Below are 23,758 nucleotides of genomic sequence, written 5' to 3' on the forward strand. Positions count from 1 at the left end.
TCTTACTTTCTTGGAAGGACCCGTCATGCTTTCCTGGATACCGGCTGCCCTCAACCACCCCGAGCTGTCCCATGTGTTGGCTGCTCACAGAATCGTGCGGACGAGCCTGTCGAATGGGTGGCTCGGGGATTACCTGCGCGACCCCGGCGGTGCGCTGCTCAGGCTGCTGGGTCACCTGCGGGACTGGGCGATCACCTGGGGGCCGTTTGTCGGCCCGGTGCTCGCCGTCGGCATCGCGGGCTTTGTGGTCGGCCGGCGCCGGTGGGCGCGGCGCTGCCACGCGAGGCTTCTCGCCGACGCCCGCCAGGTCACCGTGCTCGCCCCGCCCGCCGTCGATCCCGCCGGCGGCGCGGCCTTGTGGTCCAACCTCGTCGGGCTGCTGCGCCCGGCCTGGCGTCGGTGGTTCACCGGGCAGCCCCATGTGGCTTGCGAGTACACGTTCTCCGAGGCGGGGGTCGGCATCCGGCTGTGGGTACCTGGCGTGATCCCGCCCGGCCTGGTCGAGCGTGCCATCGAAGCCGCCTGGCCCGGCTCACACACGCGGGTCGGCACCGCCGACCCGCCCTTGCCACCGCCCGAAGCTGGGCAGCGTCGCCTGGTCGTCGGCGGCGAACTCCGTCTCGCCCGCTCCGAGGCGCTGCCGATCCGCACCGACTTCGACGCCGACCCGCTCCGTGCCCTGATCGGCGCCCCGGTCGGGCTCGGCCGAGACGAGTACGCCTGCGTGCAGATCCTCGCGCGCCCGGTCACCGGCCGCCGGGTCGCCAAAGCCCGGCGCTCCGCGCGGCGGGTGCACACCGGCGGCTCCACCCGAGTGGTCGGCCGCCTGCTCGACCTGGTCACTCCCGGCGTGAAATCCAGGTCCACGCGGAACACCGCGAAGTCCGGGGCGCTGCACAGCGATCCGCAGACCTCGCTCGAGTACGCGGCGCAGAACCGCGCCATCGTCGCCAAACAGCGCGGCTCTCAGTACGAGACGGTCGTCCGCTATGCCGTCGCCACCCTCCTGCCCGCCGACGCCACCGAGACCGAGGTCCGCCAGGCGCGGGATGTCGCCCGCGGCCGGGCACACGCGCTGGCCGCGAGCTTCGCCTCCTACACCGAGCACAACCACTACACCCGCCACCGCGTCCGGCACCCCGGCCCCGTGCTGGCCGACCGGCGACTCGGCAAGGGCGACCTGCTGTCCGTGGCCGAGCTGGCGGCCCTGGCGCACTTGCCGACCGACGAGGCGATTCCCGGCGTGCAGCGTGCCGGCGCCCGCGCGATCTCCCCGCCACCGGGCATCGCCACGCCCGGCCCGGAGGCCAAGCCGATCGGGGTCACCGACACCGGCCACGAACGCCCCGTGGCACTGCGCGTCCCCGACGCGCGGCACCACCTGCACGTCATCGGCGCGACCGGCTCCGGCAAGTCCACCTTGCTGGGCAACATGATCCTCGCCGACGCCGAGGCCGGGCGCGGGATCGTGCTGATCGACCCCAAGGGCGACCTCGTCACCGACATGCTCTCCCGCCTGCCTCGCTCCGTGGCCGATCGGGTCGTGATCTTCGACGCCGACTCCAAGTCCCGGCCACCGTGCCTGAACCCGCTGGACGGCGGGGAAACCGACCTGACCGTCGACAACCTCGTCTCGGTGTTCCGGCGCGTCTACTCCGCGTTCTGGGGTCCGCGCACCGACGACGTGATGCGCGCCGCCTGCCTGACCCTGCGCACCCAGGAAGGCGTCGCCACCCTCGCCGATCTACCCAAGCTGCTGGCCGATCCCGCCTTCCGATCACGGGTCACCGCCGGGATCACCGACCCGGTGCTGCGCGGATTCTGGTCCTGGTACGAAGAACTCACCGACTCCTCCCGCAGCCAGGTGATCAGCCCGCTGATGAACAAGCTGCGGGCGTTCCTGCTGCGGCCGTTCGTGCGCGACGCCATCGCGGGCGGACATTCCACAGTGGACATGGCGGAGGTGCTCGACGGCGGGATCTGCCTGGTGCGCATCCCCAAAGGCTCACTCGGCGAGGAAACCACCCGGCTGGTCGGGTCGCTGGTGGTCGCACGGACCTGGCAGGCGACCACCGCCCGTGCGCGCACGCTGCAACGCCAACGCCGGGACGCGTCGATGGTGATCGACGAATGTCACAACTTCTTGAATTTGCCCTACCCGATCGAGGACATGCTGGCCGAGGCGCGGGGCTTCCGGGTCGCGATGACCTTGGCGCATCAGCATCTTGGCCAGCTTCCGCGTGAGTTGCGGGAAGGCATGTCCACCAACGCTCGCAGCAAGATCTTCTTCAACGCCTCCCCGGAGGACTCTCGCGAGCTATCCCGGCACACCGCGCCCCGGCTGTCCGATCACGACTTGGCGCACCTGGGCGTCTACCACGCCGCGGTCCGGCTTGTGCTCAACGGGGAAGAGGCACAGCCGTTCACCATGCGCACCCAGCCGCTTCCTCGTGCGATTCCCGGCCGCGCAAGGGAAATCCGCGGCATCGCCCGTCGTGCCTTGCGCAACCGAGTTCCTGGTGCCACCGCGTCCGGTGCGCAGGCGCCAGCCCGGCCTCCGCAGCGGCCCGTCGGGACCGCAGGGCAGACGCGGCCAACCAGCGGCGATCGCCGGGGCCAGTCCGGCGTCCGGGCGCGGAGCGCCGACCCGCGCCGCCAGCAGTCCTGACTCGACTTGGCCGCACCCGCAAAGACGGGCGGAAGTCCTTTTAGCACACCACTTTCCGGAGGTTCGCGTCATGATTACCAATCCCACCAGGCAGCGCGCTCTTCGAGGCCACAAGGCGACGCGGCCAACGCCGCGCGCGGCGAACAACGCCGATCACCAGGCGGTGCTGGCGTGGCGGCTGACCCCGCGTGATCGGTGGATCATCCGGATGTTGCACGAGCACCGCGTGCTCACCTCCCACCAGATCACCGCGCTCGCGTTCCCGTCGTTCCGATCGGGTCGGATGCGGTTGCGGGAACTGTTCCAGTGGGGCGTGGTGGACCGGTTCCAGCCGTTCATCTCGGTCGGCACCGCGCCGATGCACTACGTCCTCGCGCCCGCCGGGGCAGCGGTGCTGGCCGCCGAGGACGGTCTGGACGTCAAGGAACTCGGCTACCGCCACGACCGCGCCTTCGGGGTGGCCCACTCGCTGCGGCTCGCGCACACCGTCGGTGTCGCCGAGTGGTTCACCGCCCTGGTTGACCGCGCTCGCCACAGTGGCGCCGACGAGCACAGCACGCTCGGTGCGTGGTGGTCGGAGGCCCGCTGCGCGCGGCACTTCGGGGATCTGATCAAGCCTGACGCCTACGGCCGGTGGGCCAGCGCAGCTGGGGAGATCGAGTTCTTCCTCGAGTACGACTTCGGCACCGAAGTCCTGGCCAAACTCGCCGGGAAACTGGCCGGCTACGCCGCCCTCGCCGAAGCCACCGGAATCACCACTCCGCTGCTGGTGTGGTTGCCGACTTCGCGGCGCGAGGCCACCGCACGCCGGCTGCTGGCGCGGGCCTGGCGCGAGCTCGACAACCCGCGCTCGGTCCCGGTCGCCACCGCCGCGGCCGAACTGCTCAACCCCGAGGCAGCGCACCCGAGTCCCGCCGACGAGGTCTGGCTGCCCCTGGACACCACCAGCGGTAACGCGGCGAGCACCCGGCGGGAGTTGCACCGGTTGCTCGACGCCTGGCCGCACGTCCCGCCACCCAGCACCGACGCGGGCAGCGAGTCGACTCTCGGACCGGACTCGACGCTGGCGCAGATGACCCCGGCGCCCGCGCCGATGCCGCCGGCCGCCATCTCACGCGGGCCGAGCACAGGCAGGCGGTGAGCACCCGATGATCCTGAAAGTCGGCGCCATCGTGATCGGCGTGATCCTCTTCATCCCGACGTTGATCGGGAACGGGGTGTCGGGCGCGATCTCGGCCCTATTCGGTAGTGGCGGAAGTCAGCCCAGCGCGACCGCGCTGGCCGACATCCCCGCCGACTACCTCGCGCTGTACCGCGCGGCGGCCGGGGTATGTCCAGGGCTGGACTGGTCGATTCTGGCCGCCATCGGCAAGATCGAGTCCAACCACGGCCGGTCCACCCTTCCGGGCGTGCACAGCGGGGAGAATGGCTATGGGGCAGGCGGGCCGATGCAGTTCAAGACCGCCACCTTCGACGGAGTGCTTGCCCGCCACGAGATCCCGGCCGGCGGCGCCACCCCACCCTCGCGCTACAACCCGCACGACGCCATCTACGCCGCCGCCTTCATGCTCTGCGACGACGGAGTGCGGCGAGGTGATCTCCACGCGGCGATCTTCGCCTACAACCACGCAGACTGGTACGTCAAACAGGTACTCGACCAAGCCAAGCAATACGCCGACGCCGCCGCGACGGTCGGCACAGGCGACTGCAACGCCATCCAGGCCACCAACGCGGTCGCGGTGGCCGCGATCAACTACGCCTGCGGGCAGAGAGGACTTCCGTATGTCTGGGGTGGCAATGGACCCGATGGCGGGCACGCGGGCTTCGACTGTTCGGGCCTGACGAAGGCGGCCTACGCCGCCGCCGGAGTAACCCTGCCACGCACCGCCCAGACCCAGTTCAACGCTGGCCCCCACGTTCCGGCCGGACAGCCGCTGTTGCCGGGTGACCTCGTTTTCTACGGCACACCCAACAATATCCACCACGTAGGTCTCTACATTGGTGGAGGTTCCATGGTGGACGCTCCGGACTTCGGTCAGGTTGTAAAGGCGCAACCCTACCGGTACAAGGGAGATGACTACGCAGGTGCTACGCGTCCCGCCGGTTCTGTTGCGGCGTAACGGAGTCTACGTCGCCAACACCGGAACCGATCATAGCAGAGAACGGTCGGCCGTGGCTGTCGACGAGCAGGATGCGCTGGGTGAACAGCGGAGGTGTGGTGGCGTCGAGTGCAACAATGTTGTGGTAGCTGGCCAGTTCGAAGAGCGCGTGGGTCACCTCGCGGATCGTGGTGCGATCCGGGTCGGTCTCGACGGACATGCCCTCGACCCGGATCTCCAGCACCCGCTGCTGTGGCAGCACCGTGATCACGGTGTGCACGTGCGCCGGGATGCCACCGTCGTCGCGCAGCTCGGCGATGTCCTCGGCCAGCCGCACGGCCGCAGCCTCCATGGTGTAGCCGGGGCCGATCCCGGCTCGTGCACCCCACAGAACTAGACAATCCACTGTGAACCTCATGTACGTCATGGCCAGCCTCTTCGGGCGGGCGGGTTGTGCCGCACGGCGACGCGATCGCCGTGCGGCATAACCCGGTGTGTGGACGAGGGGGAAATGGTCTGCGCGGCGTCAGTTCCCGCGCGGTGCGCGTAGTTCGGCGCGCAGTTCATCCAACGTCCGTCCGTCGGACGTCCTGAGTACCGTCCACCCGTTTTGCGGGTAGCCGCTCAGGGCAGTGGCAGCACCGGAAGGGGTTGCAAACACTCGCCCGTCAGTGAGGACGACCGTTCCGTCGGCCCGAACCCGCGCCCCCAACTCGCCGCCGTTCGCCCCGGCGTCGAGCGGCAGCGTTGCCTCGAACCCCGCGACCGCCTCGCTGAGATCGCAGTGCAGCCCCATCACGGCGGCGGCAGTCGGCGCGACGATGAGCGGCCAGCGGTCGTCGATGCCGAACCACTGGCCGACTCGCTGCCAGCGGCCCTGGTGGGCCAGCAGCATTTCGACATCGGCTGTGTGGTCACGAGGCGACGGATAGGTCGGATCGGTCGGGTGAGTCAGGCGTACGACGAGGTCGCCGTCGTACTGGTCGTCGGCTGGCGGCTGGTCACCAACCCATTGTCCGGCGAACAGGGCCACCTCGCCCGCGCGGTCGGGGTCGGCATCGCCGATGATGTCGACCGCCGTCACGAGCATCGCCCACACGCCGTCGGGGCATCGCATCGGTGACGGAGCGAACGTCGGGGCGAGGATCATCGTGTCCGGCGGCAGCCCTTCCCGTGCCCGCATGGCCGTCTCGTCGTGCGACTGTGACGCCCCGGCGGTCGTGGTGGTGTCATCGGGCTGAGGGTGCGGTGGCGGCGTGTCCACGGCCGCGTCGGGGGCCAGTTCGGGTGGTTCGTGAATGTCGTGGTCGGTCGTCATTGTCTATGCGTCCCTTCGGTTTCCGGTTGTGGTTGGCCAGGTGGCCGACGTGTATGGACGCTTCGTGATCGCGTGGTTGTCAACAGGCATGTGTGCCATGGGTGCGAAGTGGACCCATGTGGCGCAACGATTCCCAGGTTTGGACCACCGTCTACACGAGACAGACGTCTTGTTTGTCGAACCCGCTTGACTTCATGGGCCGAAGGAAGCGTCCATAGTCGTGTAGCCCGAACACACCGGCATCGCACCGGGGGCCACACCCGCTCCGGCCGGGGCATGACCACCCACCACCGATCACGAACCCGAATCGAGGGATGTCATGTCCAGCAAGACCCGCACCCGCAAAACCCGCACCACCACCAGCACGACCGGATCCGCCCGGACACTGCGGTCGGTTCCCGACCAGACCGTCGCCGCGAAGGTCCGCACGGACACCGAAGACAAGCTGTGGGAGGCGTTGCACGCCGCCCCGAACAGCACCGCCGCCGACCTGTCCGCAACGGCGAAGATCGGGAAGTCGACCGCACAGAAGATCCTCGTCAAGTGGGAAGCCGACGGCAGCGTCACCCGCACTGCCGGAATCGCCGAGGGCGGGCGGCGTGCCGCCGACCTGTGGGCGATCACCGACGTCGACACCACCCAGGTCGAGCCGACCCAGGCGGACCCGACCCCGGCGGACACCTCGGAGGCGGAGGACACCGACGCGACGGACGCCGCGCAGGCTGAACCGGGTACCCCGGCCGCACCCGACGCCGACGACTCCGCCGTCACCGAGGAAGACCCCGCCGAGCAGACGGACACCGCAGCCGACGGCGCGCAGGACCCGGCCGACTCCGACGAGGCCGACCCCGTGGAAGCCGAGCCCGTCGCCGCCGAGGTGAGCAACCCCGCCGACGGCGCGGACGGCGCGACGACCGACGGCGACGCGACGCCGGAGGATGGCGCGGACGCGACGGGCGAGAAGAAGGCACGGTTGGCACCCGGCGGGTTGCGCGGGATGGTCGAGGACTACTTGCGCGACCACCCCGGCGAGCAGTTCGGTCCCACCGCGATCGCGAACGCGCTGGGCGGGAAGTCCTCGGGCGCGGTCAGCAACGCGCTGGACAAACTGGTCGAGGTCGGCGTGGCGGCGAAGACGCAGGACAAGCCGAGGCGTTTCGCGCTCGCCCCCTCCGAGCAGGAGGCCGCCGCCGCGCCGACCAACTAACGCCTCCGACGGTATGGCCAATGTGGTTGTGTCCCAACGGAACTCCGTTGGGACACAACCACGTTGGCGTCCGTTGCCTATCGGGTCGGCAGATCTCCGAGATACGGGGACGGCGCGTGTGCCTGATCGGCGAGATGCGCCCACCAGGAATCGGTGCCCTGGACCGACACGGCAACCCCGAGCGCGGCCAGCACCCGCAGCACGTAGACCTCGATGAACGAGATCTGGTTGCGCACGACCTCGTGCGTCGCCGCGAAATCGCCTGCGTTCAGGGCGTCGCTGAACGCTTGGTCGGCGGCGCGGTTGTCGCGGTCGGCCTCGCACAACGCCGTCAGGACGGCATCGGTGGCGACGGTGTGTCCGGCTTCAGTGGCCCAGGCGACAGCGGCCTCGGCGATCGCGGTCATTGCCCTGGTGTCGGCGACCGCTGCGCGGCCCGCGCTGTCGGCCGGGGCGTTGAGCACCGTGATCCACCGGTGCCCGTTTGGGCTGTCGGCCAGCAGCAGCGCGGTGTCGCTGTCGTCGACGACCGCGATTAGCACGGGCGCGGCAGTGGCGTCGACCAGTGCGGCGGCCAAGCCGGGGATATCCGGGAAGTCTCCGAGCACGGCGGCGAGCTGCCAGTGGTCGACATGGCGGCCGACGAGCTCCGCCTCGTGCGGGGTCAGCAGGTCCATGTCGAGCAGCAAGTCCGGGGTGCGGGCGAGGATGAGCGAGCCAGTGAAACCCATGATCGGAACCTTGTCGTTCGGGTGGTCAGCGCGGTGGCTACGGGTGCGGTTGGTGGGTGCGGTGGGCGGTGACGGCCTGCGCGGCGACGTCTGCGGCGGACTCCAGCAGCTCGCGGGCGTGGTCAGGGTTGTTGCCCTCGGCGTAGCGGTCGGCGTCGAGCACGAACCGCAGCGCGGTCACCACACGTTCGTGGGCGAGCGGCGCGTCGGCAGGAAGCACGTGTAGGCCACGAGCGGGGCCGGGCCGCAGCAAGCTGTGCAGGATCTCGCGGATGGCCGGGGTGGCGAGGTCGGCCAGAGGCCACCGCCGGCCCAGCACGTACTCCGCGGCGCCGGCCACGGCGAGGGCGACCTCGCCGCGGTGCGCGAGGTAGGCCGGCGGAACCGGCGGCAAGGTGGCTCGGATCGGGATCGGCATGCCCCGGAAGCCGGTCCAGGTGAACGTCGCGGTCTTCGGCGCGGTGTCAGCGAAGACGGGCAGATCGGCGTCCGGACCGGATGCAACCCCGGCACCGCCGTCGGGACGATCGAGGTCAGGGCGGAACCACGGACCGCCGTGGGTCGACACGCGCACGTGCCCGTCGACGAAGGCGTAGGCGTACCAGCCACCGCTGGTGGTGGCCAGCCACGGCCAGCCCGCTTCCCCATCTGGGCCGGGTGCGGCGACGAAACCGGTCTCGACGGCTCGCTGGCGAGTCAGCAGCGCGGCGACGGCCGCCTCGTAGGTGCCCAGGTCGGCGGCGGAGAGCACCTCGGTCGGCTCGGCATCGCCCGCCGCGCCGAGCCGGGCCAGTTCGACCGGGCCGCCAACCTCGGCCAGCGAGCCCAGCCAGCGGGCTGTCGGTCCTGTGCCGACGTAGAAGTCTGCGTGATCACGGGTCATCCGTAGATACCTCCGGGTTGAACGCGGCCGAGGTCAGCCGGGCTTCACCCAGGCGCACCGTGCGGGATCCCAGGTCGCCTCGGTGTAGAGGCGGTTGAGGTCGGGAAGCCCAGGGCCGATCATCCAGCCGAGTTGCTCGCAGTCGAGCAATCCGGGCCACCACCCTGTCCAGACGTCTCGCCCATGGTCGTGGTCGAGGTCGCACATCAGCCGCTGCAGCCCGGTCACCAGGCAGCGCGCGACGTCACACCCGCCGTCGTACCCGTCGTATTCGTGTGGCTCGCCGACGGCCACGGCGCAGTCCGGGCAGTTCGGCTCGAAATCCAGGACGCGGAACTGTTTGCCCTGAGTGCTTTCGTTGTTGTCGTTCATCGCGTTTTCTCCAGCAATCGGGGTCATCGTCGGACTCGTCCGAGAAGTTCGTTCCACGCTTTGGCCTCGTGCGCCGCGTTCATCCGGATCGACTTCCACGCCGGGTTCGTCTCGGCAACCGCGATCTCGGTGACCAGCGAGGACCCTTGAGTCATCACCTCGGCGATCCGCAGGTGCATCAATGCGGAGTCCATCGCCCGGCGGTACTCGTCCGGGTCCGACGAGTGGACGCGCTGCGCGTTGGCGAACTCATCCTCGGCGGCGGCGCAATGCTCGGCGGCGGACATGATCTGGCGCGCGATGGGTGTTTCGATTGAAACGGCTTCCGGCATCGTGAACTCCTGCGTTGGTCGTATGGATGAGGGCCTTGTTTGGTCTTACTGCGACACTCGTTGTTGGACACGCAGCCACGCGCGCCCGGTCGTGATCCACACCCGACCGTGGGCGAACGTGAACACCCAGTCCGTGTCGCGGCTGTCCGGCCACAACCACGGCCAGCCGCCGTCGGGCTGAAAGCCGTGCCCGTGGTCCTCGTCGGCCCAGACGTCGAGCAGGTCGGCTACGGCGTCGGTGTAGGTGAGCGGGTCGGTCGCGTCCAGCAGCAGCCGTCCACATGCGACGCCGCGCACCGTAGCGGGGTCGGCGTCGCCCTGGAGTGAGCCGAGCCAGACAGCGCGCGGTCCGCGCCCGTCGTAGAAGTCGGCGGTGGTGGACACGGTCACCCCTGCGGCGGGCGGGTCGCATCTCGGAGCCGCTGTTCGACCTCGTAGCTGTCGCGGGCGGTGAGGATGCTGGTCAGCACGAGGACAGCGGCACCCTCGGAGACCGGGTTGACGGGTTGGCCGTCGAGGGTGAGGGGAAGGCCGAGGGCGGTGACGATGTGCCACTCGGACTGGCGGACGCGGTCGGCGCAGTAGTAGCTGCCGACGAGTGCCCCGTCACGGGTGACGGTGCCGTACAGGGTTTGTTGTGCGTCGGCGGGGTCGGCGACGATCGCGGTCACCTCGCAGCCGTTCTCCGTGAAGCGACGGATGACGGTCTCGGGAACGTCGTAGGGCGTCATGGTGATCTCCTGTGGTGTGAGGCGTTTCTATACCCGGCTCGGAAGGTCGAAGTAGCATTCGTCGTCGCAGTCCTGACCGCCTTTGCTTGCCACGAAAGGGCATTCGTCGCGGTGGGCTTTGGTGAAGGTGACGCTGCCGTCGGGGTGCTCGAAGATGTGCAGCGTTCCGCCGTTGTCGGTTGCCCACGTGATGTCGTTCGGGTCGATGCGGCATTCGGCGTTGTAGCCGATGCTGGTGGCCAGCAACGCGCTCACCGCGCGGTAGAGGTGAGGTGACAAGGTCACGGTGAGCGGCGGTGCGGCAAGAATCTCAGCGGCGCGATGGAAGAGCCGCTCGGCGAACGGGCCGAGGACGGCGGCGGCGTTGACCTCCACGCTCGGGGGCGGGGTGTCGTGCCACCAGTTGTTGAGGTCGTCGGCGGCGAGGGTGGACCAGTCCATGTGGTCGGTGAGCACCTCGGCGACGGCACCGCTGTGGTTGAGGTAGACGCCTCGCTCGAGGCGGGCGCGGACGGTGCGCCCGGCGATCTCGACGACGCGGGTGTAGTGGTAGCGGGTCGAGGTGGCTCCGGCATCCTGGTCGCGTTCGATGGTTGAGGCGGTCATGGCGGTCTCCGTCGTGTCGGTGGGTTGGTCGGGGGTTCAGTGGGTGCCGAGCGCGGTGCGCAGCTCGGAGAGGGGGCGGTCGTCGCGGGCACGTCGCCAGAGGTGCCAGCCGTTGACGGTGTAGCCCGCGAGGCTGGTGGCAAGCGCGGTGACGGTGGAGACGGCGAACTCGTGCGGTCCGCCGTCGTGCAGGACACCGCCCTCCCGGACGGTGGCGGTGTGTCCGTTCCACACCAGCTGCTCGCCGACCTCGACCAATCCGGCCTCCAGCAGAGCGGCGAGGGCGTCCGGTCGGCGAGGCGCCGGCGGCGAGGCCACCGCGGACTCGTCGGCGAGTCCGGCAGGAAGCAGTCCTGGGGGCAAGGCAGCGGCGATCGGCCCGGTCAGCGTCGCCCACTGGGCGTCCTTTAGGGCGACATCGGCGAGGTAGCGCATGTGCACGAGCACCGACATCGCCACCTCGTGCGGCCAGCGTGCGCCCACCGCCTGCCACGTGCGGACCGTGGACCACTCGCCCTGCGAGGCCGCGACGACCTCGACGTCGGCCACCGCCGGGTCGTCATCGGTGGGCGGGTGGAGGCGCACCACGACGTCCCCCGTGTGTAGGGCGGCGGGCGGTGGCGCGGGCAGCCACAACCCTGCCAGCAGGTCGGTGGTGTCGGTGAGCGCGGGGTCGGGGGCGGGCGCGTCCCCGGTGAGCCGAATCGGGGCTCCGGCGGTGTCGGTGGTCCGTATCGCCACCACGACCAGCCCCCATACCCCGGCGGGTGGACGCAACGGCACGGCGGAAGGCGGTGCCGGGGCAATCAACACCGACTCGGCCGGAAGGGCGGTATGGGCGTGGTTGGTCGGTGTGGTGGTGCCGTGGGCGTTGCTGGTCACGACGTGACCTCCTTCGGTGCGGGTAGCGGGTTCCGGACGTGCGAAGCTGGTCGACTCGCGGCGGCTAGCCGCCCAGGGTGGGTAAGCCGAAGGCGCAGCCGGGCTGGTGGATCGACTCGTCGCGAGCCTCGTCGGCGATCGGGCTGTCGCCGTCGGGGTCGAGGTACTCGCCGAGGTCGGCCAACGTGGCGACGCGGGTGACCGGGACCTCGTTCTCACAGTCGGGGCAGCGGTCGAGGAGCAGCCACCCGTCACCGGGGGTGGTGAAGTCCGGGATGAACCGCCACGCGCGCCCGGTCACGGGGTCGGTGACGGTGATCAGGTCACCGGGAACCGGTCCGGTGCGGGTGCGGTACTGGCGGTGTGGGTCGTCCGTGACGAGCACGCCGTCCACACCGACCTGCAGGGCAGCGGCGATGGTACGGGCGACACGGGCGCGGCGTGCCCACCGGTTCCACCGGTCGGGGTTGTCGTGGCGACGGCGGAACCCGTCGGGGTCGGCGGCACGGTGGGCGCGCGCGGCGTGCACGGCACGCTCGGCCAGTCCGCTGGTGAGTCCGGGCGCGGCGGTGGTCATCACGACCACCCCAGGGCGTTGGCGGCGAGCGCGGGCAGGTACCCGACCTGCTCGCCCGCACCGAGCCACACAACGGGCGGACCGGTACGCGTGGGGCCTTCGTACTCGGCGTCGTCCGGGGTGCACGCGACCCGCGCGAGAAGGTTCTCCAGCGGGTAGCCGGGTTGCGTGGCCAGTCGAACCGGGGTGGCCGGGTCGTAGTGTTCCAGGGCGGCGACCAGTTCGCCGACCGTCGCAATGGTGGTGTCGTACAACGTGATCACCTCTCGGTGTTGGTGGGTATCGGTTGTTCAGTGGGTGGCACGCAGGGCGGCGGTGGCGGCGCGCCCAATGGCCTGCGCGGTGGTCGTGGGGTCGGTCATCACGTGCACGGTCGCCCCGGTCATCGGCTTGCGCCCAGGGACGTCCGGGGCGATCCACAACACCGCGCAACCGGTGGCGCGCAACCGGTCGAGGAGCTGCTGCCCGTTGCGGCGGGGTCCGTCGCGGAATTTGCCGTCGGACACGATGACCAGCAACCGCGCGGCACCGGGGCGCGACAGACCGAGCGCGCCGTCGAGAGCGTCGATTGCGGTGTCGATGGCTTCCCAGTTGTCGCGGGTGGCGAAGTCCGTCACGGCGGCGGGGGCCTTGCCGGGGCGGGTGATCGGGCGGACGTGGTGCCCGAAGATCACGGTGGCGGTCTCGGCGGGCACCGGACTCTGCGCGGCGGCGTTGGCCAGAATCCACGCGGTCGAGGCGACCGGTTTCGCGAAGCTGCCCATGGACCCGGACACGTCGCACGCGATGCCCAGACGTAGCGGCGGGGTCGGGACCGTCGTGCGGGTGGTGCGGGTGAACGGTTCGGCGGTCGGCATCGCCCCGGCGGCCAGTTGTGCCTCGCGTGCCAGCGCACCGCGCATCCGAAGGCGTCCGGGCGGAATCGGCGAGGTCGACTTGGTCGCTACCCGGTCACGGACCCCGGCGGTGGTCAGCGCGCGCCCTAGCACCCGTGCGGCGGTGCGTTCGCCCGTGGTCGGCGGTCGGGTGCCGATCGTTTCGGTGCGCCCGTCGCGGGGACCGCCGACCGTGAACACGGTGCGGGCGGCGTCATCCGCCTTCTTCGCGGCGGCGTCGGCGGCGGCCTTCTCGCGGGCGGCGATCTCGGCGGGGTCCTCGGGCAACTTCGCACGCGCTACCGCCCGCGTCACCTTGCCCAGTACCTTGCCGATCGCGTCCGCCAGTGGGGACGGCGACGGGGTGCCGGATGGGTCGGGGGTGGCGGACGGGTCGGCGAGGTGCGGCGGGGTGGTGTCGGGGTCGGGTCCGATGATCTCGCACCACTGGCGGCCGAGTTCGATCATGGCGGCGGTGTCGTCGTCGGCGGTGCGGAACGCCTGACGCCACACCGCCCGCAGCTTGGCGAGTTTCTCCGCGCCGAGCACGTCTTCCACGGCGCGCGCGACGGGGGCGGTTTCGGTGCGGGTGAGGATGCCGCCGTCGGTGCGTCCCAGGAAGAGGGCGGCGGTGTGCGCGGCGTCGCGCGGGGTCATTTTCGGGGCGAAGGCGGGGTCGTCGAGTTTCATGCCGCCCGTGACGATGGTTTTCACGCACGCGCGCAACCAGTGGCGGTCGTCGGGGCGGCGGCGGATCTGTGCCTGTTCGATCCGGGGCTCTTCCAGCAGCAGCGCGGCGTCCACCGCGCCGGGGTCGGCGTCCTTGGGCACGTCGGCGAGCCACCGGGTGTGTTTGCTGTGCGCGCATTCGTGAGTCAGCGCGCCCCAGGTGGGGGCATAGCGTTTCCGGTCGCTGATCCGGTGTGGTTTGGCGGTGGCGGGGTCGACCGGGTGCAGGTGCTTACCGTCGACTTCGATCATGGCGGTGGCGGGCAGGAAACACGCCGGGGCACCCTGTCCGGCACCGGGTGCAATGGTGACCAGCAGGTCGTCCCGGTCAGCGATCGCGGGGACTTCGGCGGTCAGCGCGGCGGAGAGCGCATCCCATCCGGGGGCGGCGGGGAACACGGCCGAGGCGGTGGCGGCGGGGTCGGCGATCATGTGCGCGGTCATCGCGGTGTGTCCTTTCCGGACGGTTCGGGTGGGGTGGCGGGTGGTCAGATACGGGCACCGAGTGCCAGCGGGGCAACGGTTTTGCCGAAGGCGATCTTGACGGCGGTGGCCACGATGTCGCGGTCCTCCTCCGGGGCGGTGCCGATCAGGTTCCCGGCGGCGGCGTCGGTGCCCAACACGTCGGCGATCTTCTGGAATGCCAACAGTTCGCGCAGTTGCGGTGCCCACCGGATCTCGCCGCCCGCCTGTCGAGTGGACAGGTTGCGCGCCACGGACACCGCGCGAGTGTCGATCTTGAGTTGCGCGGCGAGGTCGTAGTCGGTGGACACCTGGATCTGCACGGAAAACCGCGACGCCAACGCATCGGACAGCACCGCGCCGTGCACGCCGGGGTTGTGTCCGGCCACCACATAGAAGCCGGGGGCGGCGTCGATGACCTCGCCGCCGTTGGCCTTGATCATGATTTGGCGGCGGCCGTCCATCGCGGGGTAGACCACGGCGAGCACGGTCGGCGGTATGAGCGTGGCGTCGTCGATGAACAGGGTCCGGCCTTCGCGCATCGCGCGGACCAGCGGACCGTGCACGAACACGAATTTCCCGTCCGGGGTCTGGGTGTACTCGCCCACGATGTCGGCGACCGTGGTGTCGCCGTCGCCCTGAATCGTGACCAGGTCACCGAAAGCGGCCTCGACGACCGAGGTCTTCCCGGTTCCGGGTGGTCCGTACATCAGGGCGGCGACCCCGGCGTCACGCAACTTACGCAGCGCGGTCACGTCGGGCAGCCCGGACAGCTTGCGCGGGTGGTAGAGCTGCCCGTTCGGGCGCGTGACCGGACCGGTCACGGCCGGAGTCGTCGGGGCGGTGGGCGTGGTCGTCGCGGGCGGTGTCGTCGGGCGGGGTGTGCGGGGGCGGCGGGGTGTGCGGGGGCGGCGGGGTGTGCCGGACGGGACCGCCACGGGCGCGGCGGCGGCGTCGGCGGTGGTCGGGGTCGACCGGTAGCGGACCGGTTTGGTCGAGGTTTGTTCGGCGTAGCCCCCGGCGGTTAGCGCGGCGAGTGCGTTGCCGATCGCGCCCGATGACTTCCCGCCGAGTGCGGCGGCGATGTTGCGCGGGGTCAGTTCGGTGCCCGCCTGATCGGTGAGGACTTGCGCCACCTGTCGGCGGAGTTCGCCGTTGGGCAACCGCCCGCCCGCCGGGGCGGTGGTCGTCGTGCCGGATGCCGCCGGGGCGGTCGTCGGCGTGGCTGGCGTGGTCATCGCGGGGTGGTCCTTTCGATCTAGTGCGGGCGGCGGGGAACGGTCAGACCGTGGCGGCGTCGATGGCGTCGGGCGCGTTCTGGTGGGCGTCGGCGGCGGCGTCGGCCGATTCCTGGGTGTGGCCGTAGTCGACCCACCCGCAGTAACAAAACGCGGTCACCGTGTTGTCGGTTTCGGTGGTGGTGTCGGCGTAACACATAATCGGCCCCATTCGTCGGACATAGCTCGCGCCGGGTGTGGTATTCGGTGTGGTTTCCGGTTCCCCCGGTGGTAATTCAATTATGACTCTGCCGCGCGCCGCACGCAATAGAAATGCCCCCCTATTTTCAAGACTCTTTTCGTGGTCGTCGCGGGGAAATAGAAAGCCGTCCGTACGGTCGCAATTCCGGCCGTCGTTGCACCAGTTTTCGCAGGTCAGCGACCGTGTCGCGCGCCGGCCACCGCGGACGGGAATAGCAAGGTAAGGGGCAAGGAATGTCATTGGCAGAGGATAAGAAATAAAACAAAACAATAGAGAAAGTGAGTAGGGGTGGAGGTGAGAGATAGTCAAAAGGTGAGAACAGATGAGCGATGAGGGCGCCGGCCACCCAGCCCGCCCCGATGTGTCTACCGGCTTGTGGACAAGCGAGTCTGGGATACCAGCGGATCCCCCTGCGGCGTCGCTGACCAGCATCTCCGCAGGCCGCAGGGGGTGGTCCTCTAACCTGATCCCCCGTATGAACCCCATCATGAACCCCCGTATGAACCCCCAACGGAAGCCACTGTGCGTGTAGATGATCTCCAGTTCGACTACTGCGCGTGACATTCGGTCACGGTTCGCTTTGAGTAGGAATACGGTGGGCCGGTTCCGCCGTTCGGCGTAACGTGGAGGGCTCTACTGCTACGAGACGAGGAGGCCAGGACCGGCTCTGCGGCCGTGCTGACCAGGCACGACCGTTTAGGTGGCAGCCGCAGGGGGCACGTCGCCGGACGAGGGGACGACGGGCGCGGCGCGAGGGTCGGGTCAGTGCACACGGGGAGGCGCTATGAAGGTCGGGGACGAGAGGTTCCTTCGGGGTTTGTACGACCTGAAGTATCTTTTCGGGGACAAGTGGGCACCGGCCATCCTGGTCACGCTCTCGGGTGGCCCCATGCGGCGAAAAGAAATTCTCTCCACGATCAGCTCGTATTCCATTGGTGAAGAATGGTCGGACAAACACGCCGTCCTGCACGATAGCATTCTGGCCCGCACATTGAAAAAGATGACCGAAGAAGGTCTTTTGAAGCGGGTTCGATGCACAAAGACTTTTCCGGTCACGGTTACTTACGAGTTGAAGCCGGAAGTCTTGGAGTTCTTGACGCTGACTGAGACGCTCGTGGCCTGGGCTGATGAGCATCAGGAACTCATCGCGCAGGCCCAGGCATACAGTCGCCGGAATGGCGACGAGATGGGCACGCTGACGGGAATTGCCGAGCTGGACGAACTCGGTCTCGGCGATGAAGTGGACGACGAATAGGCCGAGCTGGCACACGCCCGCACGGTCCGGGCCGGCAACGACAAGCCCTCGCCGCCGTTGCCCCACCGCCTCAGCTGGCCGCGATGCGACCACGTTCGCCTTGGGCCTGTGCACTCGCGTCGTCAGCTGAGTTGCCCTCGTGGCGCTGCTCCAGCCGGGCAGCCAGCCCACGAGCCTGCGGAGTCGGCGTCGCGTCGACCTCGGCGAGCCGGGTGGTCAGCAAGGTCAGCGTCCGCGGGATGGCGTCGAGCTGCCCGAGGCGTTCTTGCAGCCGCATGATGTCGCGGTAGAGCAGTTCGTTGTGCGGATCGAAGGCCCGCGCGACTTCCAGCAGATCCAGGGTCTGCTGGGGATCGGAGTCCACCAGGGCGCGGGCCAGCGCGGCGACGGCGTCGATGGCGTCGCGGCGGATCGCCTCACGTGCGGGCTCGATCCACTCGTTCGACATGCCCTCGGCCAGCGGTCCGCCGTAGCTGTTGACCATCTCCCGGTACGCCTCGACACGAGCCTGGTCGGTCGAGGCCGCGCGACGAGCCGCGACGGCGTGCGCGAAGCGCCAGTAGTCACTGCGAACGCTCGCGGGATCGAGCCGGTAGCGCCCGTTGCTGGCGGAGACGATGTCGGTCACCGTGCCGTTCGTGGCGGTGGCCAGCGCGCTGCGCATCCGCGAGAGCGCCGTGTGCAGCGCGTTGGTCGGCCGCGCCGGCGGGTCCTGGCCCCACAGGGCGGACACGAGCGTCTCGCGGGTCGCACCGTCAGGATGCAGCGCCAGCAGCACCAGCAACTCCTTGGTCCTGGGCTGCAAGGTGCCGGTGATCTCGTGCGCATCGCCGGTGGCGCCGGGTTCAGGGTGCCAGTGCACACGCAGGTCACCGAGCACGGTCACGGTGATCAGCGCCGGGCTGGTGTCCTGTTCAGCGCCGCTGATGGTGGTTGGCGGCGTCTCGTCCACGGGCATGGCGGATTCGCAGGTCGGCGCTGGTTCGTCGGCCTCGTCCTCGCCGCGGTGCTCTGTCTCGTCGTTGGCCAGGCGCGACGGGACCGGCCGCTGGCCGCTGGAAGCCGCTGGGCGCAGACGGACGCCGGGCGGCTGAACATCGGCGGGGGCGAGGATCTCCAGCTCGGTGTCCGGAGGGGCCGGTGCAGTGACCGCAGCCGTGACTTCCAGCTCAACCTCGCCCGCGTCCGAACCGCCGGTCTTGAGCAGGTCAGCCTCGCCCGGCGAGGTCTGATTGCTGCCGGCGGGGTTTGCCTTGACGATGCGAGGGCGCGGCGTCGATGGCGCGACCACGACGTCGTCGGGAGCCACGGGCGGGTCCGGCTCGGCGTCCCGGAGCAGCGTCAGCAGTTCGGCGGTGTCGTCGTCGCCGAGGCGGAACATCCGAGTGCCGCGCAGGGGCTCGCCCAAACCGGGGCCGGTGGCCGAGATCGTGCCGTCCTGGCGGATGTAGCAGGTGACGCCGGGTTGCCACTGGCCCAGCAGCAGCCCGGTGACGCCGAACGGCGCGCCGTTGTCCAAGACGGCCTGCAGCCGCTGATGGTGTGCTGGTGGCCGTGCCACCAGCACCAGAGGCGGCCAGGTTCCCGGCTCGGCGTCGGGCTTACGGCTTGCCGAGGCACGTACCAGGGTCTCGGCCTCTACCGCGTCCAGCGCGTCGTCCAGGTCGGCGACGATCCGCACGGCCGAGGGCAGGTGCCCCTGGGCTGCTCCGCGTCCGAGCAGCGAGACCAGGTCGTCGGCCGGGACGATGACAACCGCCCCGGCCGACGTCGCCAGGTGGCCTGCGGAGGTGGTGAGCGCGGTGACCAGCAGCGCGCGGGCCGCTGCGGGGGCGCCGGCGCCGACCAGCCCGAGGCCGCGGGCGGTCGCGAGGTCGAGGGCGACCTCGCGACCGTCGCGGACACCCAGACCTGGCGCGACGGTGGGGGGTCGGCCGGCGCCGGTCTGGGGTGCGCCCACCACGAGCGGTGGCGCAGGCGGGACACGCAGCGAACGCCGCTGTTCCTCGTCGTCCGGGTAGTCCTCGTCGAGGTCGATCTCGTCGTCGGCCTCGGCGCGCAGATGAGCAAGCCGCAACTGGTAGACCACAGGCGCGACGGGCAGGTCGTCGCGGTCACCGCTGCCGGGCCGGTACCGGCTGCGATAGCGGCGGCGGGCGACCATCAGCGCCGCGCTGACCGCGGCGGCCAGCCCGAGACCGACGAACAGCTCCGTTCCCCACCGGACGCCGGGGTCGCCCGTCGCGGGAGGGGTGTTCGTGCTGGTCGCGGCCGGTGGTGTCTGCTGGGTGGACGGTGCGGGTTGCGCTGGTGTGGACGGTTGGATGCTCGTCGGTGGCGCGGCGGAAGTCGGCGGGGCTGTGGTCGGCGGGGCGGGAGTCGTCTGGTGCGGGTCGGCCGGCTGCTGCGGCGGCACGGCTGGCGCGCTCGCCTCTCGCGGCAGGGCGAGTTCCTCGCCGGGGAAGATCAGGCTGGGTTTGGTGAAGCTGTGGCCGTTCGGTTGCGGCTTGCCCTTGTTGAGGTCGAAGATCTCCGGCCAGCGTGCGCCGTCGCCGAGGGTGCGTTCGGCGATGCGCCACAACGAGTCGTGGACTCCGTTCTGCGGTGCCAGCACGACCACCGACTCCGGATGCGCGGGAGCGGTGGCGGTGCTGTCTTTGGTGGTGGTCTGAGTGGAGTAGACCGCGTTGCGGACCACCGTGCCCTCCCCGGTGGAGGCCTGGTGTTGCCATGCGGGGGCGGTCGCCACGACTTGCGATTCGGTCCCGAGTGCTGTGGACAACGAGGTGACCGGTGCTGGTGCGGGCCGGTTGCCCAGCACTGCCAGCAGGACCGCGCCGACCAGGACGCCGGCCAGCGCGTGAACCGGACCGGCGGCGGAGAAGTCCGGCAACCGGGCCGCGTCGAATCCGCTGCGGGCCAGGTCGACCGTGCACCGCAGGACGTCGATGGTGAACGCGGCCCACGTGATCCAACACAAGCAGGCGAGGAAGTTCAGCAGGAACGTGGTCGTCATTGGGCCGAGCAGCACGCCTTGGACCTCGGCCCACGTCGGGACGTGGTTCGGCAACGGCCAGCCGATGTAGTGCCACAACGCCCAGGGCAAGCCCGCCACCAGCGCGAGCAACACGGTGCCCGCGATGAGACCTCGTAGCACCCGGCCGACGAACCGGAACATGCCGGCCAGCGCCCACCAGACGCGGCGGCCCGCGCTTGGTGGCCGTGCCGGTTCCCGGTCGGACTGGTGCGATGTCGAGGTCACAGCTGGCTCGTTTCCTTGGCAGTACAGGGCTTTAGGGTTCGATACTCACCACTCCGCGAGGCATCGGAAGCAGGCGAGCCGGGGTGCCGTTTCTACGGCTGCCTCCGACGCGCTCGAGCGTTGTCATGTCACTCCCGCCGTGACGTGATCGGGCGCATCCGCGCTGTCTGTGCGAGGCACAGCGAGCTGGGGCGGCACGGACGCCTGGCCGTTCTTCGCTGTCTTCGCCGCGGACGGTGCTCCGCTCGATGCAGTCGCGGCGGGCCTCTTCTTCTTGGCGGTACGGGGTGGTTTCCGGGATGTGAGCCACGCCGTCAGATCGGCGGCCGGAATGTTGGTGAACCGTGCCAGCTCGTCGATCTCCAGCACGTCGCTCGCGTCAGCGAGAACCTCACCGAGTTGCCGTTCCACCTCAGCGAGCTGCTCGGCGAGCACCGTCCGGCGCTGGGCGAGTTCACCGACCTCCTTGGCCGCAGCGGAACGCTTCGCGCGCCGGGCCGTGTCGGCCGCCTCGACGCGGCGATCGATCTCCTCGGCCGTGGCGATGTCGGTCGTAGCCATCCTGCTCTCCTTTGCGTTGACATGCCGATGCGAGCGTGGGGTGCTCTACGGGTCGATGGTCACCACCCCGCGCTGGGGATGAGCGCTGCCGGTTCCGTGGACGGTGAGACTGGAGATCCCGACCATGCCCAGCAGCTGCGTGTTCTGGGAGGCGGTGATGGTGACGTTGACCGTGTCGCCGGAGACGGTCACCGTTCCGGAGGCCCCGACCGTGGCGAGATAGCTTTGCGCGTCGGCGACCGCCTGAACCGGCACCAGTTGCAGCGTGCCGGTGCTGCGGTACGCGGAGAGGTCGATGGCCTGGGCGCCCGCGCGGGCTGCGGCCTCCGCCTGGCCGTTCGCCTTGACCTTTGCGGACAAGGCCAAGCCTCCGTCCAGGGTCAGTCCGGCCAGCGCGAGGATCCCGATGGTGAGCACCACGACGAACGCGGTCGCCCTGCCGTCGTCGGCCCGCCACCATGCCCGCCGCTGTGTTCGCCACCAGCGGCTCCATCGTGTCCGCCAGGGTGGCCGATGATGCTGTTCCCGGCGGATCATGCGCCGCCTCCGGACGTACTCCCCGAGACCGAGCGCCAGGTGTCGACTGGTTCGACAGCGGTGGCGGACAAGCGTTTCTGGCCGGGAACACCGAGGATCAGCGCGTCGCCGAAGTCGACCGCACACGACACCGTCACGCTGACCGTGCCGCCCGGTCGCATCCCGCCGGTGGCGGTGTCCACGCTCAGCGACGCGCATGTCACTCCGGCCGAGGACAGCGCGTTGGTGGCGGTGGACTGCGCCGCCGCGGTCGCGGTGGCCGAGGTGCGTTCGATGCTCGCCGCGCGGGCCGCTTGATGCGCGGCGTCGTCCAGCCGCAGCCGGGCATCCACCCCTCGGTGGATCACCACGGCGACGAACACGAGCAGCATGACCAGAAACGGCGCCGCTATGGTGACTTCCGCAGCCACTGAGCCACGGTCCGCGCGCCACCAGGCCACCCACCAACCCCAGCGGGTGCGATAGCGCCCCAGCGGGCGTTCTGGACCACCGGACGGGCACGTCTCGGCTGTCCAGGTGGCGGGCGGGTTCGTGGTCGTCATGGCGTCCGATCACCTGCCACTGGCCAGATCGGGAACGAACCGTTCGACCGGGCCGGACGCCTCGGCGTGCACCGGCAAGCTGAGGAACGGGACCACCGACGTCGCGGTCCCGGAAATCCGGATCGACGCGGAATTCGCGGTGCGGTCGGCACCGACACTGGTGCCGGTCAACGGGCCGCGCGCGAGCTGATCGAGCATCTGCTGCGCACTCGCGCTGCCCGCGGCCGCGGTGCCGTTCTGGGCTCGCGCCGCGGCGAGCCCCTGGGACGCCGCGGCCTGGGCGATGTGAGTCGCGTGCGACCACAGCGCGAACTGCACGATCGCCAGCAGCATCAACAGAAGCAGCGGCGTCGCGATCACCAGCTCCGCGCTGACCGCGCCGCGGTCACCACGCAGCAGCAGCCGGATACGGCCTCGCGAGGCCGTCCTCCCGCGCGCAGGCCGCGGCCGGCCATCACCGCGGCCTCTGTCGGCGCGGTGACGATGATGGCGGCGGCGCCACCGTTGTGCCTGCTCCCCGCGCATCACGGCTACAGGTTGATGCCGTTGGCCTTGGCGGTGACCTTCGCGATGATGATCGCGATGATCGCCAACGCGGCCACCACCAGCAGCGCTGTCACCAGCACGGTTTCGGTCGAGTACCCGGCCTCGGGTTCCCGGCGCAGCAGTTCCCACCGCGCCTTCACCGTCGTCCACAATGCCACCAGGTAGAGGTGCATCGCGCTTCTCCTCCCATTTCCACGTGCCCCGCAACTCACAGTCCATTGAGGACTTGCGTCAGTGCGGGGTAGGCGATGAACGCCAAGAAGCCCAGGAACAACGCCATCACCGGCAGCGACATGCGTTCGGTGGCGGCTTGGGCGTCGCCTTCGGCGTCGGTGATCTGGTGGGTGCGCAGGGCACCGGCCTTGGCCGCGAGCGAGGTGCGGACCTTCGCGCCCTCGGTGCCGGCCAGGCTGACCGAGGCGGCGAGCTCGGACAGCTCGGTGACGTCGAGTTCCTCACCGAGCTGGCGCAGCGTCGCCCACGGTGTCGTGCGGGTCAGCCGGGCGGTGTCCAGGGCTCGGCGGATCTGCTCGAACGCCCAACCTCGGCCGATGGCGACTGAGTCGTTGAGCGCGCTGTCGACCCCGGCGCCACCGGCGAGGGTGATCCACACCAGGTCGAGGTAGGCGGACAGGGCGTGGCGGAACCCGGTGCGCAGCTTCGCCGCGTCGGACCTCGCTTGCAGGTCGGGCAGGAAGAATCCGGCAGCGGCCAGGACGAGTCCGGCGATGATCGGGAACTCGATCCCCAGCGACAATCCGGCCAAGGTGAGCAGCAGTTGCAGCAGAACCGGGGCGAGCAGACCGGCGATCGCCAGTGTCGCCTTCTCGGCCAGATGGGTCGCGACCGGGCGTCCGATGACCGCCAGATCGCGAGCCAGCCGCTCGCCGGGCAGACCGAGCGCGCGTAGCGGCGCGATGAACGGGCGGCCGAGCTTGGCCGCCCACCCGGTGTCCTCGGTGGCCAGGATCGGTGTCGGCGCTGGCGCCGCCGTGCTGCGTGCCAGGACCGCGCCCAGTGCGGGCCGGGGCGGGAACGCCCACACCGCCAGCGCCCACAGGCCCAGGCCGAGCCCGGCTCCCAGAATCAGTGCGGTGATCACGG

27 protein-coding genes are annotated in these 23,758 nt (G+C 70.0%); 5 read left to right on the forward strand and 22 right to left on the reverse strand.

Annotated features, from left to right (window positions below; genetic code table 11):
• Positions 1-25: 25 nt before the first annotated feature.
• The 3 genes from ACFQGD_RS08640 (at position 26) to ACFQGD_RS08650 (ending at position 4,788) form a co-directional block, all read left to right on the forward strand.
• A complete protein-coding gene (locus tag ACFQGD_RS08640) occupies positions 26-2,668 on the forward strand; it encodes a DUF8128 domain-containing protein (protein WP_345394861.1) in 2,643 nt (880 codons plus the stop codon).
• 70 nt (positions 2,669-2,738) lie between these two features.
• Positions 2,739-3,809: a replication-relaxation family protein gene (locus tag ACFQGD_RS08645; RefSeq protein WP_345394864.1), complete on the forward strand. Its 1,071-nt coding sequence runs from the start codon at positions 2,739-2,741 to the stop codon at positions 3,807-3,809.
• Between the two features lie 7 nt (positions 3,810-3,816).
• Positions 3,817-4,788: a C40 family peptidase gene (locus tag ACFQGD_RS08650; RefSeq protein WP_345394867.1), complete on the forward strand. Its 972-nt coding sequence runs from the start codon at positions 3,817-3,819 to the stop codon at positions 4,786-4,788.
• Here the strand turns inward: ACFQGD_RS08650 and ACFQGD_RS08655 are convergent.
• Both ACFQGD_RS08655 and ACFQGD_RS08660 read right to left on the reverse strand, forming a co-directional pair.
• A complete protein-coding gene (locus ACFQGD_RS08655) occupies positions 4,757-5,194 on the reverse strand; it encodes a Rossmann-fold NAD(P)-binding domain-containing protein (RefSeq protein WP_345394870.1) in 438 nt (145 codons plus the stop codon). The two genes, ACFQGD_RS08650 and ACFQGD_RS08655, sit on opposite strands and share 32 nt — an antisense overlap.
• 99 nt (positions 5,195-5,293) lie before the next feature.
• Positions 5,294-6,085, reverse strand: coding sequence for a restriction system modified-DNA reader domain-containing protein (locus ACFQGD_RS08660; RefSeq protein ID WP_345394873.1), 792 nt, complete (start codon positions 6,083-6,085; stop codon positions 5,294-5,296).
• A 319-nt stretch (positions 6,086-6,404) separates the two neighbouring features.
• Here ACFQGD_RS08660 and ACFQGD_RS08665 point away from each other — a divergent pair, with 319 nt between their 5' ends.
• Entirely contained in the window at positions 6,405-7,292 is an 888-nt protein-coding gene (locus ACFQGD_RS08665) for a MarR family transcriptional regulator (RefSeq protein ID WP_345394876.1), read from the forward strand.
• A gap of 77 nt (positions 7,293-7,369) precedes the next feature.
• Here ACFQGD_RS08665 and ACFQGD_RS08670 read toward each other — a convergent pair whose 3' ends face one another.
• From ACFQGD_RS08670 to ACFQGD_RS08730, 13 genes are all read right to left on the reverse strand, one after another.
• The gene (locus ACFQGD_RS08670; protein WP_345394879.1) at positions 7,370-8,023 is read right to left on the reverse strand and encodes a hypothetical protein; all 654 of its coding nucleotides are present in this window, start codon (positions 8,021-8,023) and stop codon (positions 7,370-7,372) included.
• Positions 8,024-8,060: 37 nt separating this feature from the next.
• Entirely contained in the window at positions 8,061-8,906 is an 846-nt protein-coding gene (locus tag ACFQGD_RS08675) for a hypothetical protein (RefSeq protein ID WP_345394882.1), read from the reverse strand.
• Positions 8,907-8,939: 33 nt separating this feature from the next.
• Positions 8,940-9,278 (reverse strand): hypothetical protein, encoded by a 339-nt coding sequence (locus ACFQGD_RS08680; protein ID WP_345394885.1) that lies wholly within the window; start codon positions 9,276-9,278, stop codon positions 8,940-8,942.
• A 23-nt stretch (positions 9,279-9,301) separates the two neighbouring features.
• Complete coding sequence (locus ACFQGD_RS08685) at positions 9,302-9,610, reverse strand: hypothetical protein (protein ID WP_009151751.1); 309 nt, start codon at positions 9,608-9,610, stop codon at positions 9,302-9,304.
• 45 nt (positions 9,611-9,655) lie between these two features.
• A complete protein-coding gene (locus tag ACFQGD_RS08690) occupies positions 9,656-9,994 on the reverse strand; it encodes a hypothetical protein (protein ID WP_345394890.1) in 339 nt (112 codons plus the stop codon).
• Positions 9,995-9,996: 2 nt separating this feature from the next.
• The gene (locus ACFQGD_RS08695; RefSeq protein ID WP_345394893.1) at positions 9,997-10,341 is read right to left on the reverse strand and encodes a hypothetical protein; all 345 of its coding nucleotides are present in this window, start codon (positions 10,339-10,341) and stop codon (positions 9,997-9,999) included.
• A 27-nt stretch (positions 10,342-10,368) separates the two neighbouring features.
• Complete coding sequence (locus tag ACFQGD_RS08700; RefSeq protein ID WP_345394896.1) at positions 10,369-10,947, reverse strand: hypothetical protein; 579 nt, start codon at positions 10,945-10,947, stop codon at positions 10,369-10,371.
• Positions 10,948-10,983: 36 nt separating this feature from the next.
• The gene (locus ACFQGD_RS08705) at positions 10,984-11,829 is read right to left on the reverse strand and encodes a restriction system modified-DNA reader domain-containing protein (protein ID WP_345394899.1); all 846 of its coding nucleotides are present in this window, start codon (positions 11,827-11,829) and stop codon (positions 10,984-10,986) included.
• A gap of 64 nt (positions 11,830-11,893) precedes the next feature.
• Positions 11,894-12,406, reverse strand: coding sequence for a hypothetical protein (locus tag ACFQGD_RS08710; RefSeq protein WP_345394902.1), 513 nt, complete (start codon positions 12,404-12,406; stop codon positions 11,894-11,896).
• Positions 12,406-12,669, reverse strand: coding sequence for a hypothetical protein (locus tag ACFQGD_RS08715; protein WP_157617169.1), 264 nt, complete (start codon positions 12,667-12,669; stop codon positions 12,406-12,408). Before ACFQGD_RS08715 ends, ACFQGD_RS08710 begins: the two co-directional genes overlap by 1 nt.
• A gap of 27 nt (positions 12,670-12,696) precedes the next feature.
• Positions 12,697-14,454 (reverse strand): vWA domain-containing protein, encoded by a 1,758-nt coding sequence (locus tag ACFQGD_RS08720; RefSeq protein WP_345394909.1) that lies wholly within the window; start codon positions 14,452-14,454, stop codon positions 12,697-12,699.
• A gap of 44 nt (positions 14,455-14,498) precedes the next feature.
• Entirely contained in the window at positions 14,499-15,710 is a 1,212-nt protein-coding gene (locus ACFQGD_RS08725; protein WP_345394912.1) for an AAA family ATPase, read from the reverse strand.
• A gap of 43 nt (positions 15,711-15,753) precedes the next feature.
• Positions 15,754-16,191 (reverse strand): hypothetical protein, encoded by a 438-nt coding sequence (locus ACFQGD_RS08730; RefSeq protein ID WP_345394915.1) that lies wholly within the window; start codon positions 16,189-16,191, stop codon positions 15,754-15,756.
• A 544-nt stretch (positions 16,192-16,735) separates the two neighbouring features.
• On the opposite strand from ACFQGD_RS08730, the gene ACFQGD_RS08735 reads away from it, so the two are divergent.
• On the forward strand, positions 16,736-17,206 hold the full coding sequence (locus ACFQGD_RS08735) for a winged helix-turn-helix transcriptional regulator (RefSeq protein ID WP_345394918.1): 471 nt from the start codon (positions 16,736-16,738) through the stop codon (positions 17,204-17,206).
• A 70-nt stretch (positions 17,207-17,276) separates the two neighbouring features.
• Here the strand turns inward: ACFQGD_RS08735 and ACFQGD_RS08740 are convergent, their stop codons facing one another.
• From ACFQGD_RS08740 to ACFQGD_RS08770, 7 genes are all read right to left on the reverse strand, one after another.
• A complete protein-coding gene (locus ACFQGD_RS08740) occupies positions 17,277-20,468 on the reverse strand; it encodes a BTAD domain-containing putative transcriptional regulator (protein ID WP_345394921.1) in 3,192 nt (1,063 codons plus the stop codon).
• 123 nt (positions 20,469-20,591) lie between these two features.
• A complete protein-coding gene (locus ACFQGD_RS08745; protein WP_345394924.1) occupies positions 20,592-21,029 on the reverse strand; it encodes an SPX domain-containing protein in 438 nt (145 codons plus the stop codon).
• Positions 21,030-21,074: 45 nt separating this feature from the next.
• A complete protein-coding gene (locus tag ACFQGD_RS08750; protein ID WP_040925955.1) occupies positions 21,075-21,449 on the reverse strand; it encodes a hypothetical protein in 375 nt (124 codons plus the stop codon).
• A gap of 113 nt (positions 21,450-21,562) precedes the next feature.
• A complete protein-coding gene (locus tag ACFQGD_RS08755; protein WP_009151765.1) occupies positions 21,563-22,108 on the reverse strand; it encodes a TadE/TadG family type IV pilus assembly protein in 546 nt (181 codons plus the stop codon).
• 9 nt (positions 22,109-22,117) lie between these two features.
• Positions 22,118-22,516, reverse strand: coding sequence for a TadE/TadG family type IV pilus assembly protein (locus ACFQGD_RS08760; RefSeq protein ID WP_345395117.1), 399 nt, complete (start codon positions 22,514-22,516; stop codon positions 22,118-22,120).
• Between the two features lie 122 nt (positions 22,517-22,638).
• The gene (locus ACFQGD_RS08765) at positions 22,639-22,827 is read right to left on the reverse strand and encodes a hypothetical protein (RefSeq protein WP_009151767.1); all 189 of its coding nucleotides are present in this window, start codon (positions 22,825-22,827) and stop codon (positions 22,639-22,641) included.
• Between the two features lie 35 nt (positions 22,828-22,862).
• Positions 22,863-23,756 (reverse strand): type II secretion system F family protein, encoded by an 894-nt coding sequence (locus ACFQGD_RS08770; protein ID WP_345394937.1) that lies wholly within the window; start codon positions 23,754-23,756, stop codon positions 22,863-22,865.
• Positions 23,757-23,758 lie beyond the last annotated feature (2 nt).

This window comes from Haloechinothrix salitolerans, assembly GCF_042662605.1.
GTDB classification, from domain to species: domain Bacteria; phylum Actinomycetota; class Actinomycetes; order Mycobacteriales; family Pseudonocardiaceae; genus Haloechinothrix_A; species Haloechinothrix_A salitolerans.